Here is a 14,896-nt window from a genome sequence, read left to right on the forward strand (position 1 = left end):
GGTCCTCGGGACTGCGCCCGCCCCGCCGGCCACGGGGGTGCCTGGCGGGGCGGGCGCAGTCCTCACCCCGCCGTCATCCCAGCGGCAGGTCCAGGTACGACGGCGTGGCCTCCGGGGAGGTGAAGGCCAGCGTCGCGCGCGGCAGGTTGGCGTCCCCGTAGAACGGGTCGCGGGCGTCGATCACGAGCATCAGCCGGTGCCCGCGCGGGACGTCGTACGCCGTCGCCTGGAGCTCGATGTCGGCGCTGACCAGGCTGTCGGGCGGCGAGTCGAGGTCGGAGTACGGGGCGTGCGTGACGATGTGCGCCGTCCCGTCGGGCGCCACCGCGAGCAGGTACGCGACGAACGAGGACTTGGAGTTCGCGGCCCGGTAGGTGACGCGCAGGCGGGGCGTGCCGCGCAGCCGGGCCGTCTCCGCTTCCGGGTCCGACGCCCAGACCGCGGCGACGGTGCGGTCGATGTCGCCGGTCCGGTAGGCCTTCGGACGGCCCGCGATCTCGTCGTACCCCGACCGCACGATCTCGTCGGCGACGGTCGCCGGGGTGTCCACCCCGCACAGGACGCCCGCGCTCCAGCCGGCCTCGGGCCGCTCGGTGAGCTCCCCGCCGCTCACCAGGTACAGCCGGCGCACCTCTTCGGTGACGGAATGCCAGGTGGGGCGGGGTTCCAGGGCCTGGCCCCACATGACTTCGCTCAGTATCTGGCCCTCGTCGGCGATGCCGTTGTCGATGCCCTTGAGGTGCTGGTCGAACCAGCGGTGGGCGTTCGTCCAGATCCGGTTGGGCAGGCCGGTCATGCCCGTCATCTCGGGTCCGGAGTGGTCGCCGATGGAGAAGTCGAGGCGCTTGGGTCCGGTGAGCTCGTTGAACATCTTCAGGGTCTGGTTGCCGGGGAAGAGCGTCTCGTGCCAGGCGTGCGAGAAGTACACCGGGACCTGGCGGCGGTTGAGCTCCTTGATGTGGCTGAACGGCGAGCGCGGCTCGGCCCAGCGCAGGGTGCCCCGGATGTCGCGGCCCGCGAGGACGTTCTCGAACACGCTCTGCGTCTGCGGGCTGAGCCGGGCCTTGGAGGCGGCCTTGAGCAGCGCCTCCACCGACGCCACGTGCCGGGTCCGGTTCTCGTAGAAGGCCTCGCCGAGGTCGCCCCAGGTGCTGAGCGCGACCACCGCGTCGACGCGGGTGTCGTGCGCGGCGACGAGCTGGCTGATGCCCGAGCCGTACGAGTCCCCGAGGAAGCCGATCCTCGTGACCGGGCCGGCGGTTCGCTCGATCAGGTGGTCCAGGGCCCGGCTGCCGTCGGCGACGTCGAGCGGGCCGGCCACGTCGACCCGGCCTTCGGAGCCGGCGAAGCCGCGGGCGCTGTAGGCGAGGACGTTGTAGCCGCGCGCCGCGAAGACGCTGGCCTGGACGGCGTACGGGAGCCAGCCGTGGTTCGTCCACGGCGAGGGCATCACGATCACCGGCCGCGGCTGGCCCCCGTTGTGCCGCCACAGCGCGGCGTCGAGCAGGTCCCCGTCGGCGCCGGCGACCTTGGCGCGGCTGAAGACGGCGACGGACCGGGTGTCGGCGACCTCGGCGGCGCGGGCGGGGGCGAGGCCGGTGACGTCGCCGGTCTCGAGGGCGGTGACGAAGGCGGTGAGGGTGGTCGCGTCGAGTTCGGGATAGAGGGAGAAAGAGGCTGGGATCACGTCGGTTCATCCTCTTCGTCGAGTGAATTCTTCGCGGAGCAGGGGACGAAGCGTTCAGTATCGATGCGACATCCGGTGATCTTTCGGCGCTTTCCGACGTACGGCCTGAATCGCCCCCTCCGGGCCCGCGGCGCCCGTGGCCCCGGACCTGCCAGGCGTCGGCGGCGGGCTGCAAATACCCCTTCACCGCCGCCAGTTGGCGGCGATGGCGCGAAGGCGGCGCCCGATGACCAAATCATGCAAGCATGCTTGATTGTTTTGTCGGCGGCTGTCAGAGTTCCCCTCACGCCGAAAGGGGAGCCCGCCGTGCTCGATCCGTCAGCTGTCGCCGTCTTCGCCGATCTGCGCGAGGAAGGCCTCGCACTCGAAACCCTGGTACGGGACCTGCCCGACGCCGGATGGGCCGGGCAAACCCCCGCGCCCGGCTGGAGCGTCGCCCACCAGATCGCCCACCTGCACTGGACCGACCGGGCCGCGCTGGTCTCCCTCACCGACGCGGAAGGCTTCGCCGCCATGGTCGAGGAGGCGGTGAAGTCCCCCGATTCCTTCGTGGACGAGGGCGCCGCCCGGGGCGCCGCGCTGCCGCCCGCCGAGCTGCTGGACCGCTGGCGGGCCGGGCGCGCCGCCCTCGACGAGGCGCTCGCCGCGGCCTCGCCCGACGCCAAGTTCCCCTGGTACGGGCCGCCGATGAAGGCCGCCTCCATGGCGAGCGCCCGCCTGATGGAGACCTGGGCGCACGGCCAGGACGTCGCGGACGCCCTCGGAGTACGCCGCACCCCGACCGCGCGGCTGCGGCACGTGGCCCGGATCGGCGTACGGGCCCGCGACTACGCGTTCGCCGTACGGGGACTGCCCGCCCCCGCCGGGGAGTTCAGGGTGGAACTCGTGCCCCCGGACGGCGGTGAGCCCTGGGCTTACGGCCCGCAGGACGCGGCGGACCGGATCACCGGCCCGGCGCTCGACTTCTGCCTCCTGGTGACCCAGCGGGCCCACCGCGCGGACCTGGCCCTGACCGCGACCGGCCCGGACGCCGACCGCTGGCTGGACATCGCCCAGGCGTTCGCAGGCCCGGCGGGCCCCGGCCGCGCCCCGGGGGCCACGCGATGACCGGCCGCCGGCCGCTGCGCATCGCCAACGCCTCCGGGTTCTACGGGGACCGCTTCGGCGCGTTCGAGGAGATGCTGACCGGCGGCCCGCTGGACGTGCTGACCGGCGACTACCTCGCCGAGCTGACCATGCTGATCCTCGGCCGCGACCGGCTGAAGAGCCCGGACCTCGGCTACGCCAAGACCTTCCTGCGCCAGCTGGAGGAGGGCCTCGGCCTCGCGCACGAGCGGGGCGTGCGCATCGTCGCCAACGCGGGCGGCCTCAACCCGGCGGGACTGGCCGACGCGATCCGCGCCCTCGCCGCCGAGGTCGGGGTCCCGGTGTCGGTCGCCCATGTCGAGGGCGACGACCTGATGCCGTTCGCCGAGGGCGCGCTGACCGCGAACGCCTACCTCGGCGGCGCGGGCATCACCGCCTGCCTGCGGGCGGGAGCGGACGTGGTCGTCACGGGACGGGTCACCGACGCGGCCCTGGTCAGCGGACCGGCGGCCTGGTGGTTCGACTGGGCGCCGGACGACTACGACCGGCTGGCGGGGGCGGTGGCGGCGGGCCACGTGCTGGAGTGCGGAACCCAGGCCACCGGCGGCAACTACGCCTTCTTCACGGCGCACGACGTCCGGCGCCCCGGTTTCCCGCTGGCGGAGATCTCCGAGGACGGCTCGTCTGTGATCACGAAGCACCCCGGTACGGGCGGGGTCGTCTCGACGGGCACCGTCACGGCCCAACTCCTGTACGAGACCCAGGGCCCCCGCTACCTGGGCCCCGACGTCACGGCCCGCCTGGACACCGTCCGACTGGCACAGGCGGGCCCCGACCGGGTGGCGATCACGGGCGCCGTGGGCGAACCCCCGCCCCCCACCCTCAAGGTGGGGGTGACCCGCATCGGCGGCTGGCGCAACGAGGTGGTCTTCGTCCTGACCGGGCTGGACATCGAGGCGAAGGCGGCGCTCGTCCGGGCGCAGTTGGCGGATGCGCTGTCCCAGGTGGCCACCGCGGACTGGACCCTGGCCCGCACGGACCACGAGGACGCCCCGACGGAAGAGACGGCCAGCGCGCTCCTGCGCCTGGTGGTCCGCGACCCCTCGGCGGACCGGGTGGGCCGCGTGCTGACCTCGCAGGCCATCGAGCTGGCCCTCGCCAGCTACCCGGGCTTCCACGTCACGACCCCGCCGGGCCCGGCCCAGCCGTACGGCGTCTTCACGGCGTCGACGATCCCCGCAGCGTCGGTCCCCCACGTGGCGGTCCTCCCCGACGGCACCCGCCTCGCGGTGCCGCCGATCCAGGACGCTCCGGCCCGCCCGGCGCCGACTTCAGCCCGTCCGGCATTTGAGGGCGCAGGTCCGGGGGCGGACCCCACGGTTTCGGGAAGGGGCGGGGTGGGGGAGGGCCCCGCAGGGCTGCCCACCGGCACCGCACCGCCGCAGGCACCGGCAGGCACCACCCGCGCACCCCTCGGCAGGCTCGTCGGCGCCCGCAGCGGCGACAAGGGCGGCGACGCCAACATCGGGGTGTGGGTGGAATCCGACGAGGCCTGGGAGTGGCTCCACCGCACCCTCACCGTCGAGACCCTTCAGGCCCTGCTCCCCGAGACCGCAGGGCTGTCGGTCACCCGCCACACCCTCCCCAACCTCCGCGCCCTCAACTTCACCGTCGCCGCAATCCTCGGCGCCGGCGTCGCCTCCGCCCACCGCTTCGACCCCCAGGCCAAGGCACTCGGCGAATGGCTGCGCGCCCGGCACCTCGACATCCCCACCCACCTCCTGCCGACCCACCTCCCGCTCACCCCGGAGGGGACCCGCTCATGACCCGCCTCACCACCACCGTCGACCCCAACGCCCCCGAGCACCTCGCCCACCGCGCCGCGGCCACCGCCCGACTCGCCGAGGTCGACGCCGAGCACGCCAAGGCCCTCCTCGGCGGCGGGGAGAAGTACACGGCCCGCCACAAGGACCGCGGCAAGCTCCTCGCCCGGGAGCGCATCGAGCTGCTCCTCGACCCGGACACGCCGTTCCTGGAGCTGTCCCCGCTGGCCGGCTGGGGCAGCGACTACCCCGTCGGCGCCTCCATCGTCACCGGCATCGGCACCGTCGAGGGCGTCGAGTGCCTGGTCACCGCCAACGACCCCACCGTCCGCGGCGGCGCCTCCAACCCCTGGACGCTCAAGAAGGCCCTGCGGGCCAACGAGATCGCCCGTCAGAACAGACTCCCCTGCATCAGCCTCGTCGAGTCCGGCGGCGCCGATCTCCCCTCCCAGAAGGAGATCTTCATCCCGGGCGGCGCGGTCTTCCGCGACCTGACCCGGCTCTCGGCCGCCGGCATCCCCACCATCGCCGTCGTCTTCGGCAACTCCACCGCCGGAGGCGCGTACATCCCGGGGATGTCCGACCACACCATCATGATCAAGGACCGCTCCAAGGTGTTCCTCGGCGGTCCGCCGCTGGTCAAGATGGCCACCGGCGAGGAGAGCGACGACGAGTCCCTCGGCGGAGCCGACATGCACGCCCGCACCTCCGGCCTCGCCGACCACTACGCCCTCGACGAGCACGACGCGATCCGCCAGGCCCGCCGGGTCGTGGCCCGCCTCAACCACCGCAAGCCCCACCCCGATCCACAGCCCGCGAAGGAGCCCGCGTACGACCCCGAGGAACTCCTGGGCATCGTCCCCGCCGACCTCAAGACCCCCTTCGACCCCCGCGAGGTCATCGCCCGCATCGTCGACGCGTCCGAGTTCGACGAGTTCAAGCCGCTCTACGGCACCAGCCTGGTCACCGGCTGGGCCACCCTCCACGGCTACCCGGTCGGCATCCTCGCCAACGCCCAGGGCGTGCTGTTCAGCGCCGAGTCGCAGAAGGCGGCCCAGTTCATCCAGCTCGCCAACCAGCGCGACATCCCGCTCCTCTTCCTCCACAACACCACCGGCTACATGGTCGGCAAGGAGTACGAGCAGGGCGGCATCGTCAAGCACGGCTCGATGATGATCAACGCGGTCTCCAACTCCCGCGTCCCCCACCTCTCCGTCCTGATCGGCGCCAGCTACGGAGCCGGCCACTACGGCATGTGCGGCCGCGCCTTCGAGCCGCGGTTCCTGTTCGCCTGGCCCAGCGCCAAGTCCGCCGTCATGGGCCCCCAGCAGCTCGCCGGCGTGCTCTCCATCGTGGCCCGCCAGTCCGCCGCCGCGAAGGGGCAGCCCTACGACGAGGAGGGCGACGCAGGGATGCGCGCCTTCGTGGAGGCGCAGATCGAGTCCGAGTCCCTGCCGATGTTCCTGTCCGGGCGGCTGTACGACGACGGGGTCATCGACCCGCGCGACACCCGTACCGTCCTCGGCCTGTGCCTGTCGGCCGTCCACAACGCCCCCGTCGAGGGCGCCCGCGGCGGCTTCGGCGTCTTCCGGATGTGAGCCCGCACATGACGAACCTGACGTCCCTCCTGGTCGCCAACCGCGGCGAGATCGCCGTGCGCGTCTTCCGCACCGCCCGAGCCCTGGGCCTGGCCACCGTCGCCGTCCACTCGGACCCCGACGCCGACGCCCTGCACGTACGGGAGGCCGACGCGGCCGTGCGCCTCCTCGGCGCCGCCCCCGCCGACACCTACCTGCGCGGCGACCTGGTCATCAAGGCCGCCCTCGCCGCCGGCGCGGACGCGGTCCACCCCGGCTACGGATTCCTCTCCGAGAACGCCGGCTTCGCCCGCGAGGTCGTCGCCGCCGGACTCACCTGGATCGGCCCGCCGCCCGGGGCGATCGAGGCCATGGCCTCCAAGACCCGGGCCAAGGAGCTGATGCGCGCCGCCGGGGTCCCGCTCCTGGACCCCGTCGACCCGGCGGCCGCCACCGCCGCCGACCTGCCCCTGCTCCTCAAGGCCGCCGCGGGCGGCGGCGGCCGCGGCATGCGCGTCGTACGCGCCCTCGACACCCTCAAGGAGGAGCTGGAGGCCGCCTCCGCCGAGGCCCGCTCCGCCTTCGGCGACGGCGAGGTCTTCGCCGAGCCCTACGTCGAGCGCGGCCGCCACGTCGAGGTCCAGATCCTCGCCGACTCCCACGGCACCGTCTGGGCCCTCGGCACCCGCGACTGCTCCCTCCAGCGGCGCCACCAGAAGGTCATCGAGGAGGCCCCGGCCCCCGCACTGCCCGAGGCGCTGCGCACCACCCTCCACGAGGCCGCCGTGGCCGCCGCCCGCGCGGTCTCCTACCAGGGCGCGGGCACGGTCGAGTTCCTCGTCGCCGCCGACGGGCGCCCCTACTTCCTGGAGATGAACACCCGCCTCCAGGTGGAACACCCCGTCACCGAGGCCGTCTTCGGCCTCGACCTCGTCGCCCTGCAACTGCGCATCGCCGAGGGCGCGGCCCTGCCGCTGACACCCCCCGAGCCCGCCGGCCACGCCGTCGAGGCCCGGCTGTACGCCGAGGACCCCGCCCAGGACTGGCGCCCCCAGACCGGGGTCCTGCACACCCTCGCCGTCCCCGGTGGGTGTCCCCCCGGCGAAGCCAGGGGGAAGGTCCGCGTGGACACCGGCTTCGCCGACGGGGACACCGTCGGCGTCCACTACGACCCGATGCTCGCCAAGGTCATCGCCCACGCCCCGACCCGGGCCGAGGCCGTCCGCGCCCTCGCCCACGCCCTGGCCGGAGCCCGCATCCACGGGCTCACCACCAACCGCGAACTCCTCGTACGCTCCCTGCGGCACCCGGAGTTCGCCGAGGCACGGCTCGACACCGGGTTCTACGAACGCCACCTCGCAACCCTCACCGAAGGCAGCCCGGACGCCACCCTGGCCGCGGTCGCAGCCGCTCTGTCGGCTGCCGCGGCGGCCCCGGACGCCCCGCTCGCCACCCGGCTCGGCGGCTGGCGCAACCTCCGCTCCCAGCCGCAGATCCGCCGCTACACCGCGGCCGGCACCGAGTACGAGGTCCGCTACCGGCCCGCCCGCAGCGGACCCCCGGAGCTCGTGGACCATCCCGGCGTTCGCGTCCTGGCCGCCGAGCCCGACCGCGTCACCCTCGAAGTCGAGGGCGTCCGGCGGATGTTCCACGTGAAACACAAATCGAACACCGAGGGTGCCGGAGCCGCCGAGACCTACGTCGACTCTCCTCCCGCCTCCGGCCGGGGGACCCCCGCGCTCGGGGCGCACACCCTCACCCCCGTCCCCCGGTTCGCCGATCCCCAGGACCGCACCGAACCCGGCTCCCTGCTCGCCCCCATGCCCGGCACCGTCGTCCGCGTCGCCGAGGGCCTCGCCCCCGGCTCCGCCGTCACCGCCGGGCAGTCCCTGCTCTGGCTGGAGGCCATGAAGATGGAGCACCGCATCGTCTCGCCCGCCTCCGGCACGCTCACCGCGCTCCACGCCACCCTCGGCCACACGGTCGAGTTCGGCGCCCTGCTCGCCGTAGTCCAGGAGGAACAGCCCGCATGAGCCCCGCCACCAGCGCCGTCGTCGAGACCGAAGAACACAAGGCCCTGCGCGCCGCCGTCGCCGCCCTCGGGCAGCGCTACGGACGCGACTACCTCGCCAGAGTCGCCCGCGAGGGCGGCCACCCCGACGAGCTGTGGGCCGATGCGGCCAAGCTCGGCTACCTCGGGGTCAACCTCCCCGAGGAGTACGGCGGCGGGGGCGGCGGCATCGCCGAACTCTCCATCGTCCTCGAGGAGCTGGGCGCCGCCGGCTGCCCCCTGCTGATGATGGTCGTCTCGCCCGCCATCTGCGGCACGGTCATCGCCCGCTTCGGCACCGACGCCCAGAAGCGGGCCTGGCTCCCCGGCCTCGCGGACGGCAGCCGCACCATGGCCTTCGGCATCACCGAACCCGACGCCGGATCCAACTCCCACCGCATCACCACCACCGCGCGCCGCGAGGGCGAGGAGTGGGTGCTGACCGGGCGCAAGGTCTTCATCTCCGGCGTGGACATCGCCGACGCCACCCTCATCGTGGGGCGCACCGAGGACGCACGCACGGGGAGCCTCAAGCCCTGCCTGTTCATCATGCCGCGCGAGACCCCCGGCTTCTCCCGCTCCGTCATCGACATGGAACTCCAGGCGGCCGAGAAGCAGTTCGAACTGGCCCTGGACGAGGTACGGCTGCCCGCCGACGCCCTCGTCGGCGACGAGGACGCGGGCCTGCTCCAGCTCTTCGCCGGACTCAACCCCGAGCGCATCATGACCGCAGCCTTCGCCATCGGCATGGGCCGCCACGCCCTCGCCAAGGCCGTCGACTACGCCAAGACACGCCAGGTCTGGAAGGAGGCGATCGGCGCCCACCAGGCCATCGCCCACCCCCTCGCCGCAGCCCACATCGACCTCGAACTCGCCCGCCTGATGATGCAGAAAGCCGCCCACCTCTACGACGCGGGCGACGACATGGCCGCCGGCGAGGCCGCGAACATGGCCAAGTACGCTGCCGCCGAGGCCTGCGTGAAGGCGGTGGACCAGTCCGTCCACACCCTGGGCGGCAACGGCCTCACCCGCGAGTACGGACTGGCCTCCCTCATCACCGCCTCCCGGGTGTCCCGCATCGCCCCCGTCAGCCGCGAGATGATCCTCAACTTCGTCTCGCACCAGACCCTGGGCCTGCCCAAGTCGTACTAGGCGGGCCCCGGCCGTCCCGGCCGGCCGGGCGCCGGCGGGCCGCCGCCGCCCGGCCCCACGATCCGCACAACCTCCGGAGGACATGGCATGACCCGCCCAGTCGGCGCCGCGCGAGAGCGCGGCGTCACCACCCTCACGCTCGACTCCCCGGCCAACCGCAACGCACTCTCCGCGGACCTCGTCGGCGAGCTGCGCACGGCCCTCGCCGACGCGGCGGCGGACCCGGAGGCACGGGCCGTCGTCCTCACCCACACCGGCACCACGTTCTGCGCCGGCGCCGACCTGAAGTCCCCCTGCGACCCGGCCGACTTCCTCGCCCTGCTCCGCGAGATCGCCGAACTCCCCAAGCCGGTCGTCGCCCGCGTCACCGGACACGTCCGCGCGGGCGGCCTCGGCCTCCTCGGCATCTGCGACATCGCCGCCGCCGGCCCCGCCTCCACGTACGCCTTCACCGAGACCCACCTGGGCGTGGTCCCGGCCGTGATCTCCGCACCGCTGCTCCCGCGCCTGGACCCGCGCGCCGCCGCCCGGTACTTCCTGACCGCCGAGGCCTTCGACGCCGCCGAAGCCGTCCGGATCGGCCTGCTCACCCTCCACGGCGAGGACGTGGACCAGGTCCTCGACCCCGTCCTCACCGGCCTGCGCAAGGCCGGCCCCCAGGCCCTCGCCGCCACCAAGGAACTGCTCACCGCCCCGGTGCGGGACGTCCTCGCCCGCGAGGGCGCCGCGCTCACCGAGCTGTCCGCACACCACTTCGGCTCCGCCGAGGCCCGCGAGGGCATCGGCGCCCGCTTCGAACGCCGGGACCCGTCATGGGCCCTGTGACCGACGCCGGCCCCGCGCAGGACACCCAGCCCGGCCCCAAGCAGGCCCGCAGCCGCGTCACCCGGCGCCACCTCCTGGAAGCGGCCGTCTCCTGCCTCGCCGAACAGGGCTGGGCCGGCTCCACCGTCGCCGTCGTCGCCGAACGCGCCGGCGTCTCCAGAGGCGCCGCCCAGTACCACTTCCCGACGCGCGAGGACCTGTTCACCGCCGCCGTCGCCTACGTCGCCGAAGAACGCTCCGCCGCCCTGCGCGACCTCTTCCACGCCGGACCCGCCGCCCGCCCCGCCGTGGTCGAAGCCCTCGTCGACCTCTACACCGGAGCCCTCTTCCGGGCCGCCCTCCAGCTGTGGGTGGCCGCCTCCAACGAGGAGCAGCTGCGCCCGCAGGTCACCGAACTGGAGGCCCGCGTGGGCCGCGAGACCCACCGCATCGCCGTGGAGCTCCTCGGCGCGGACGAGTCCGTCCCCGGCGTGCGCGAGACCGTACAGGGGCTCCTCGACATGGCCCGCGGCCTCGGCCTGGCCAACCTCCTCACCGACGACACGGCCCGCCGCGCCCGCGTGGTCGCCCAGTGGTCCCGGATCCTGGACGACACCCTCGGCTGAGGAACGCCGAGGGCGCCGCCCCCGTACGCACGGGAGGCGGCGCCCTGACCGGCGACCGGTGCGGGAAGCAGCCCCTCAGGCCGTCTCGGCGATGTCGGCGTACCCCTCGATCTCGCGCGGGTTGCGCTGACCCGGGCCGATGTAGCGGGCCGACGGGCGCACCAGGCGGCCCGTGCGCTTCTGCTCCAGGATGTGCGCCGACCAGCCGGCGGTCCGGGCACAGGTGAACATCGAGGTGAACATGTGCGCCGGGACCTCCGCGAAGTCCAGCATGATCGCGGCCCAGAACTCCACGTTCGTCGCGAGCACCCGGTCGGGGCGGCGCGCGTGCAGCTCCTCCAGCGCGGCCTTCTCCAGCGCCGCGGCCACCTCGTAGCGCGGCGCGTCCAGCTCCTTGGCGGTGCGCCGCAGCACACGGGCGCGCGGGTCCTCGGCCCGGTACACGCGGTGCCCGAAGCCCATCAGCCGCTCGCCCTTGTCCAGGGCCTTCTTCACGTACGCCACGGCGTCACCGCTGCGCTCGATCTCCTCGATCATGCCGAGGACGCGGGACGGCGCACCGCCGTGCAGCGGACCGGACATGGCGCCGACGGCACCCGAGAGCGCGGCGGCGACGTCCGCACCCGTCGAAGCGATCACCCGCGCGGTGAACGTCGAGGCGTTCATCCCGTGCTCGGCGGCCGAGGTCCAGTACGCGTCGACGGCCTTGACGTGCTTGGGGTCCGGCTCGCCGCGCCAGCGGATCATGAACCGCTCGACCACGGACTCGGCCTTGTCGATCTCGCTCTGCGGCACCATCGGCCGGCCCTGCCCGCGCGCGGACTGGGCGACGTACGACAGCGCCATCACGGCGGCGCGCGCGAGGTCGTCGCGGGCGGTCTGCTCGTCGATGTCGAGCAGCGGTTTCAGACCCCACACGGGGGCGAGCATGGCGAGGGCGGACTGCACGTCGACACGGATGTCACCGGAGTGCACCGGGATCGGGAAGGGCTCGGCGGCGGGCAGGCCGGGGTTGAACGCCCCGTCGACCAGCAGGCCCCAGACGTTGCCGAACGAGACGTGCCCGACGAGATCCTCGATGTCGACACCGCGGTAGCGGAGCGACCCACCCTCCTTATCCGGTTCGGCGATCTCGGTCTCGAACGCGACGACCCCTTCGAGCCCGGGTACGAAGTCGGACATCAGGCGGCTCCTCAGATAGTGCGAACACGCGCGGCTCCCGGCGTGACTCGCGGTCCGGCGCGGTCATCCCCGTTGATGCCCGGCACGGCCGTCGGTCACCCGTGTGGGGACCTCCGGACCGGCCCCAAGATTTTGGCGGCTGCGGATGCCAGGCGGAAGCGTGACATACGGCACACTGCTGCAAGCACTCCTGCGGCAGGATGGCTGGCGTGACCGACCAGGACATTGACCCCGCCACGATGCGCAAGCAGTACCGCTCGGAGATCGTCCACGAGGAGAGCCTCGCCGAGGACCCCATGCGGCAGTTCGCCGAGTGGTTCCAGCAGGCCGCCGACTCGCACCTCTTCGAACCGAACGCGATGGTCGTCTCGACGGCGACCCCCGACGGCCGCCCCAGCTCCCGCACGGTGCTGCTGAAGCAGTTCGACGAGCGCGGCTTCGCCTTCTACACCAACTACGGCTCGCGCAAGGGCCGCGAGATCGACGCGAACCCGCACGTCGCACTGCTCTTCCCCTGGCACCCCATCGCCCGCCAGGTCATCGTCACCGGCAGGGCCTCCCGGATCGGCCGCGACGAGACGGCGGCGTACTTCCGCTCCCGCCCGCACGGCTCCCAGCTGGGCGCCTGGGCCAGCGAGCAGTCCCGGGTGATCGGATCCCGCTCCGAGCTCGACCGCCGCTACGCGGAACTCGCGGAGCGCTACCCCGAGGGCGAGCAGGTCCCCGTCCCGCCCGAATGGGGAGGCATCAGGGTCGTCCCCGACGCGATGGAGTTCTGGCAGGGCCACGAGAACCGGCTCCACGACCGGCTGCGCTACGTCCTCGAGGACGGGAAATGGCGCCTGGAGCGCCTCTGCCCGTAGCACGCAGACGACCCGCGGGCTCGGGTTTCTCTCCTGCAGTGAGAGAAGCCGGCCGGACGTACCGGCGAGCCCGCGGGTCGGGTGACTGCTTGGGATTGGCCGACGCTTACGTCGGCACCGCACTGGGTGCGTGGACGACGGGCGTCAGCCCGCAGTCACCTCGCTAGTCCGAGCAGAAATCACTTCGGAACACCTCCTTTCTGAGCGTGGCGTCAGCCTAGGACGGCGTGGGCCGGGCCTCAAGCGAATATTTCCGCCGAGATTTCGTAGGCGTAGCCGTCAGCGCGCTGCAACAGCCGCAGGTTCCCGTGGCCGACATCGAACCTGCAGGCCGCAGTGGTCAGCCGATGCCGGCCACTGGCGCGCACAGCGATCTTCCCGACCCAGCGGCCCCGCCATTTGCCCCTCGGGACGTCGGCCTGGACAAGATCGCCGGTGGCGAAGCCGTGGTGCCGCTTCACCCGGCTGCGGAGCAGCCGCGGAAAGCCGTGGCGGTCGGGGGTGGTCCGAGCGTAGGAGCCGCGGCCGGTGGACGTCATCGCCAGCACCTGCTCCGGGATGCGAACGACGGCGGCTCCGTTCTCATGATCCAGATCTCCGGTCAGAAGCGCATCGAGCGTGTGGCTCTTGGGCAACCCCATTGCCTCGCGATTCCATCGTGTGCGGGCTCCGGACCAGGCGTACACGGGCCGTCCCAAGGTCTCCAGCGCCTCGGCCAGCCGATGGCGGGTGGCGTTCATCGCGGCCGCGTCGTGAAGGTCTGCCTGTGCATGCGACATGAGTCGGCGGAGCCGGACGGGCCGGCCGGCGAGAAACTCCTCGACCGGCAGGGTCCCCTTGGCGCGGTTGCAGGGGACGCAGGCGAGGGTCAGGTTCGAGGTCCGTCCGGAGCCGCCGCGGCTCCGCGGGCGGATGTGCTCGACGTTCAGTGGCACGCCGGAGGCGCCGCAGTACGCGCACGCCCGATTCCACTTGTCGAGCAGGTACGCGCGGATCTCGGCTCCCGCGCGAGTACCCCGCCGGTAGTCGACACCTGCGATGGCGCAGGTGTCGAAGGCCACCCGCTCCACGTGAAGTGCGCTGACGGGTGCGTACCGGCACAGGCGGCGCACGAGGGACAGCGTGGAGTCCACGCGGTGCCGCAGGGAGGGCGGGAGCCAGCCCTCAGGCCTGGTGCGGTTCCGATTCCGCGGGGCGCGGTAGCGGAGGTTGGCCGAGCGGCGGCGACGGCGGTATCCCGCGCGTCGCAGCATCCCGGCACGGATCTGCCCGCCGCGATGGCGGAGCTCGACTGCCAGCAGCCCCCGGCGGACGCCGACGCTCGCGCCGCCCTGGGCGCCTGCCTGGATCCGGTCCTCGGTCAGGGCGACGCCGGTCCTCCTGGACCCGGGGTCGATGCGGACCTCCACGCCGTCCACGTCGGATTCGTCGAAGGTCCGACGCGTGAGCCGGATGACGAAAGGCGCGCGGCGGGCGACCACGGCCCGCCCGCTGCCGAGCAGCTCCCGGGCTCGGGCCGGATGGCAGGGCATCAGCGGTTCCCCGCCCTTGGCCAGTACGAATACCCGGCTCGCACCGAGGGGAACGTCACCGTTCCCGTTCTCTGCCGCTCCCGTTCCGTTGGAATCGGGGACGGCGTGTCGCCTGCGGGGCTCGGTGCGGCGCCCGCCGGTCTCCCCTCGCTCATGTTCCCCGTCGGCGCCCCGCCGTGCGGCGGGGAGTCCGTGAGCCGTTTCGTCCCTGCTCCCAGGGGTGTCTGCTCTCACGAATTCCAGAGCGGGCTGCTGAGGAAGCACAGCCCGGTGGGTCTTCTCGCCTGCAGGAAACGTAGCCATCGATGCGCACCCATCTGATTGGTGATCGTGATGACTGGAGCTGGCCGCTCAGTGCCGGACGGAGCGAGCGGCCTCCCTTCTCGTGCGGTTGTGACGCTATGCGGTGGTGGACCCGGGAGTTGTGGCGTCGGAACCGGCTTCCCCCGAACGGGTGTCGCGGGTGCACGATAAAAGCTAGGGACGGCTGTTTTCGGGAATGCGGTGTGGGCTG

11 protein-coding genes are annotated in these 14,896 nt (G+C 73.1%); 8 read left to right on the forward strand and 3 right to left on the reverse strand.

Going from position 1 to position 14,896, the window contains the following annotated elements:
• Nucleotides 1–73: 73 nt before the first annotated feature.
• Entirely contained in the window at nt 74–1,687 is a 1,614-nt protein-coding gene (locus tag ACFYXK_RS24580) for an alpha/beta fold hydrolase (RefSeq protein ID WP_389413024.1), read from the reverse strand.
• Nucleotides 1,688–1,993: 306 nt separating this feature from the next.
• Between ACFYXK_RS24580 and ACFYXK_RS24585 the strand changes: the two genes are divergently transcribed.
• The 7 genes from ACFYXK_RS24585 to ACFYXK_RS24615 all read left to right on the forward strand — a co-directional run bounded on the left by ACFYXK_RS24585 (nt 1,994) and on the right by ACFYXK_RS24615 (nt 10,805).
• A complete protein-coding gene (locus tag ACFYXK_RS24585; protein ID WP_389413025.1) occupies nt 1,994–2,794 on the forward strand; it encodes a TIGR03084 family metal-binding protein in 801 nt (266 codons plus the stop codon).
• Nucleotides 2,791–4,599, forward strand: coding sequence for an acyclic terpene utilization AtuA family protein (locus ACFYXK_RS24590; RefSeq protein ID WP_389413026.1), 1,809 nt, complete (start codon nt 2,791–2,793; stop codon nt 4,597–4,599). Before ACFYXK_RS24585 ends, ACFYXK_RS24590 begins: the two co-directional genes overlap by 4 nt.
• Nucleotides 4,596–6,194 (forward strand): acyl-CoA carboxylase subunit beta, encoded by a 1,599-nt coding sequence (locus ACFYXK_RS24595; protein ID WP_389413027.1) that lies wholly within the window; start codon nt 4,596–4,598, stop codon nt 6,192–6,194. The genes ACFYXK_RS24590 and ACFYXK_RS24595 overlap by 4 nt, the downstream gene beginning before the upstream one ends.
• Nucleotides 6,195–6,202: 8 nt before the next feature.
• The gene (locus ACFYXK_RS24600; RefSeq protein WP_389413028.1) at nt 6,203–8,206 is read left to right on the forward strand and encodes a biotin carboxylase N-terminal domain-containing protein; all 2,004 of its coding nucleotides are present in this window, start codon (nt 6,203–6,205) and stop codon (nt 8,204–8,206) included.
• Complete coding sequence (locus ACFYXK_RS24605; protein ID WP_389413029.1) at nt 8,203–9,375, forward strand: acyl-CoA dehydrogenase family protein; 1,173 nt, start codon at nt 8,203–8,205, stop codon at nt 9,373–9,375. The genes ACFYXK_RS24600 and ACFYXK_RS24605 overlap by 4 nt, the downstream gene beginning before the upstream one ends.
• Nucleotides 9,376–9,462: 87 nt before the next feature.
• Nucleotides 9,463–10,200: an enoyl-CoA hydratase family protein gene (locus tag ACFYXK_RS24610; RefSeq protein ID WP_389413030.1), complete on the forward strand. Its 738-nt coding sequence runs from the start codon at nt 9,463–9,465 to the stop codon at nt 10,198–10,200.
• The gene (locus ACFYXK_RS24615) at nt 10,188–10,805 is read left to right on the forward strand and encodes a TetR/AcrR family transcriptional regulator (protein WP_383516891.1); all 618 of its coding nucleotides are present in this window, start codon (nt 10,188–10,190) and stop codon (nt 10,803–10,805) included. Before ACFYXK_RS24610 ends, ACFYXK_RS24615 begins: the two co-directional genes overlap by 13 nt.
• 75 nt (nt 10,806–10,880) lie before the next feature.
• Here the strand turns inward: ACFYXK_RS24615 and ACFYXK_RS24620 are convergent, their stop codons facing one another.
• The gene (locus tag ACFYXK_RS24620) at nt 10,881–11,987 is read right to left on the reverse strand and encodes a citrate synthase 2 (protein WP_383516890.1); all 1,107 of its coding nucleotides are present in this window, start codon (nt 11,985–11,987) and stop codon (nt 10,881–10,883) included.
• 200 nt (nt 11,988–12,187) lie between these two features.
• Here ACFYXK_RS24620 and pdxH point away from each other — a divergent pair, with 200 nt between their 5' ends.
• Nucleotides 12,188–12,850, forward strand: a complete 663-nt coding sequence (gene pdxH, locus ACFYXK_RS24625) for a pyridoxamine 5'-phosphate oxidase (RefSeq protein WP_389413031.1) — start codon at nt 12,188–12,190, stop codon at nt 12,848–12,850.
• A gap of 239 nt (nt 12,851–13,089) precedes the next feature.
• Here the strand turns inward: pdxH and iscB are convergent, their stop codons facing one another.
• Entirely contained in the window at nt 13,090–14,406 is a 1,317-nt protein-coding gene (gene iscB, locus ACFYXK_RS24630; RefSeq protein ID WP_389413077.1) for an RNA-guided endonuclease IscB, read from the reverse strand.
• Nucleotides 14,407–14,896: the final 490 nt, after the last annotated feature.

Source organism: Streptomyces sp. NPDC002209 (assembly GCF_042890265.1).
GTDB lineage: Bacteria > Actinomycetota > Actinomycetes > Streptomycetales > Streptomycetaceae > Streptomyces.

Bases quoted from the DNA above. Each gene is read 5' to 3' on its own strand.
- ACFYXK_RS24605 (WP_389413029.1), top strand. From the start codon at position 8,203: ATGAGCCCCGCCACCAGCGCCGTCGTCGAGACCGAAGAACACAAGGCC.
- ACFYXK_RS24595 (WP_389413027.1), top strand. From the start codon at position 4,596: ATGACCCGCCTCACCACCACCGTCGACCCCAACGCCCCCGAGCACCTC.
- ACFYXK_RS24590 (WP_389413026.1), top strand. From the start codon at position 2,791: ATGACCGGCCGCCGGCCGCTGCGCATCGCCAACGCCTCCGGGTTCTAC.
- pdxH (WP_389413031.1), top strand. From the start codon at position 12,188: ATGGCTGGCGTGACCGACCAGGACATTGACCCCGCCACGATGCGCAAG.
- ACFYXK_RS24615 (WP_383516891.1), top strand. From the start codon at position 10,188: ATGGGCCCTGTGACCGACGCCGGCCCCGCGCAGGACACCCAGCCCGGC.
- ACFYXK_RS24610 (WP_389413030.1), top strand. From the start codon at position 9,463: ATGACCCGCCCAGTCGGCGCCGCGCGAGAGCGCGGCGTCACCACCCTC.
- ACFYXK_RS24600 (WP_389413028.1), top strand. From the start codon at position 6,203: ATGACGAACCTGACGTCCCTCCTGGTCGCCAACCGCGGCGAGATCGCC.
- ACFYXK_RS24620 (WP_383516890.1), bottom strand. From the start codon at position 11,987: ATGTCCGACTTCGTACCCGGGCTCGAAGGGGTCGTCGCGTTCGAGACC.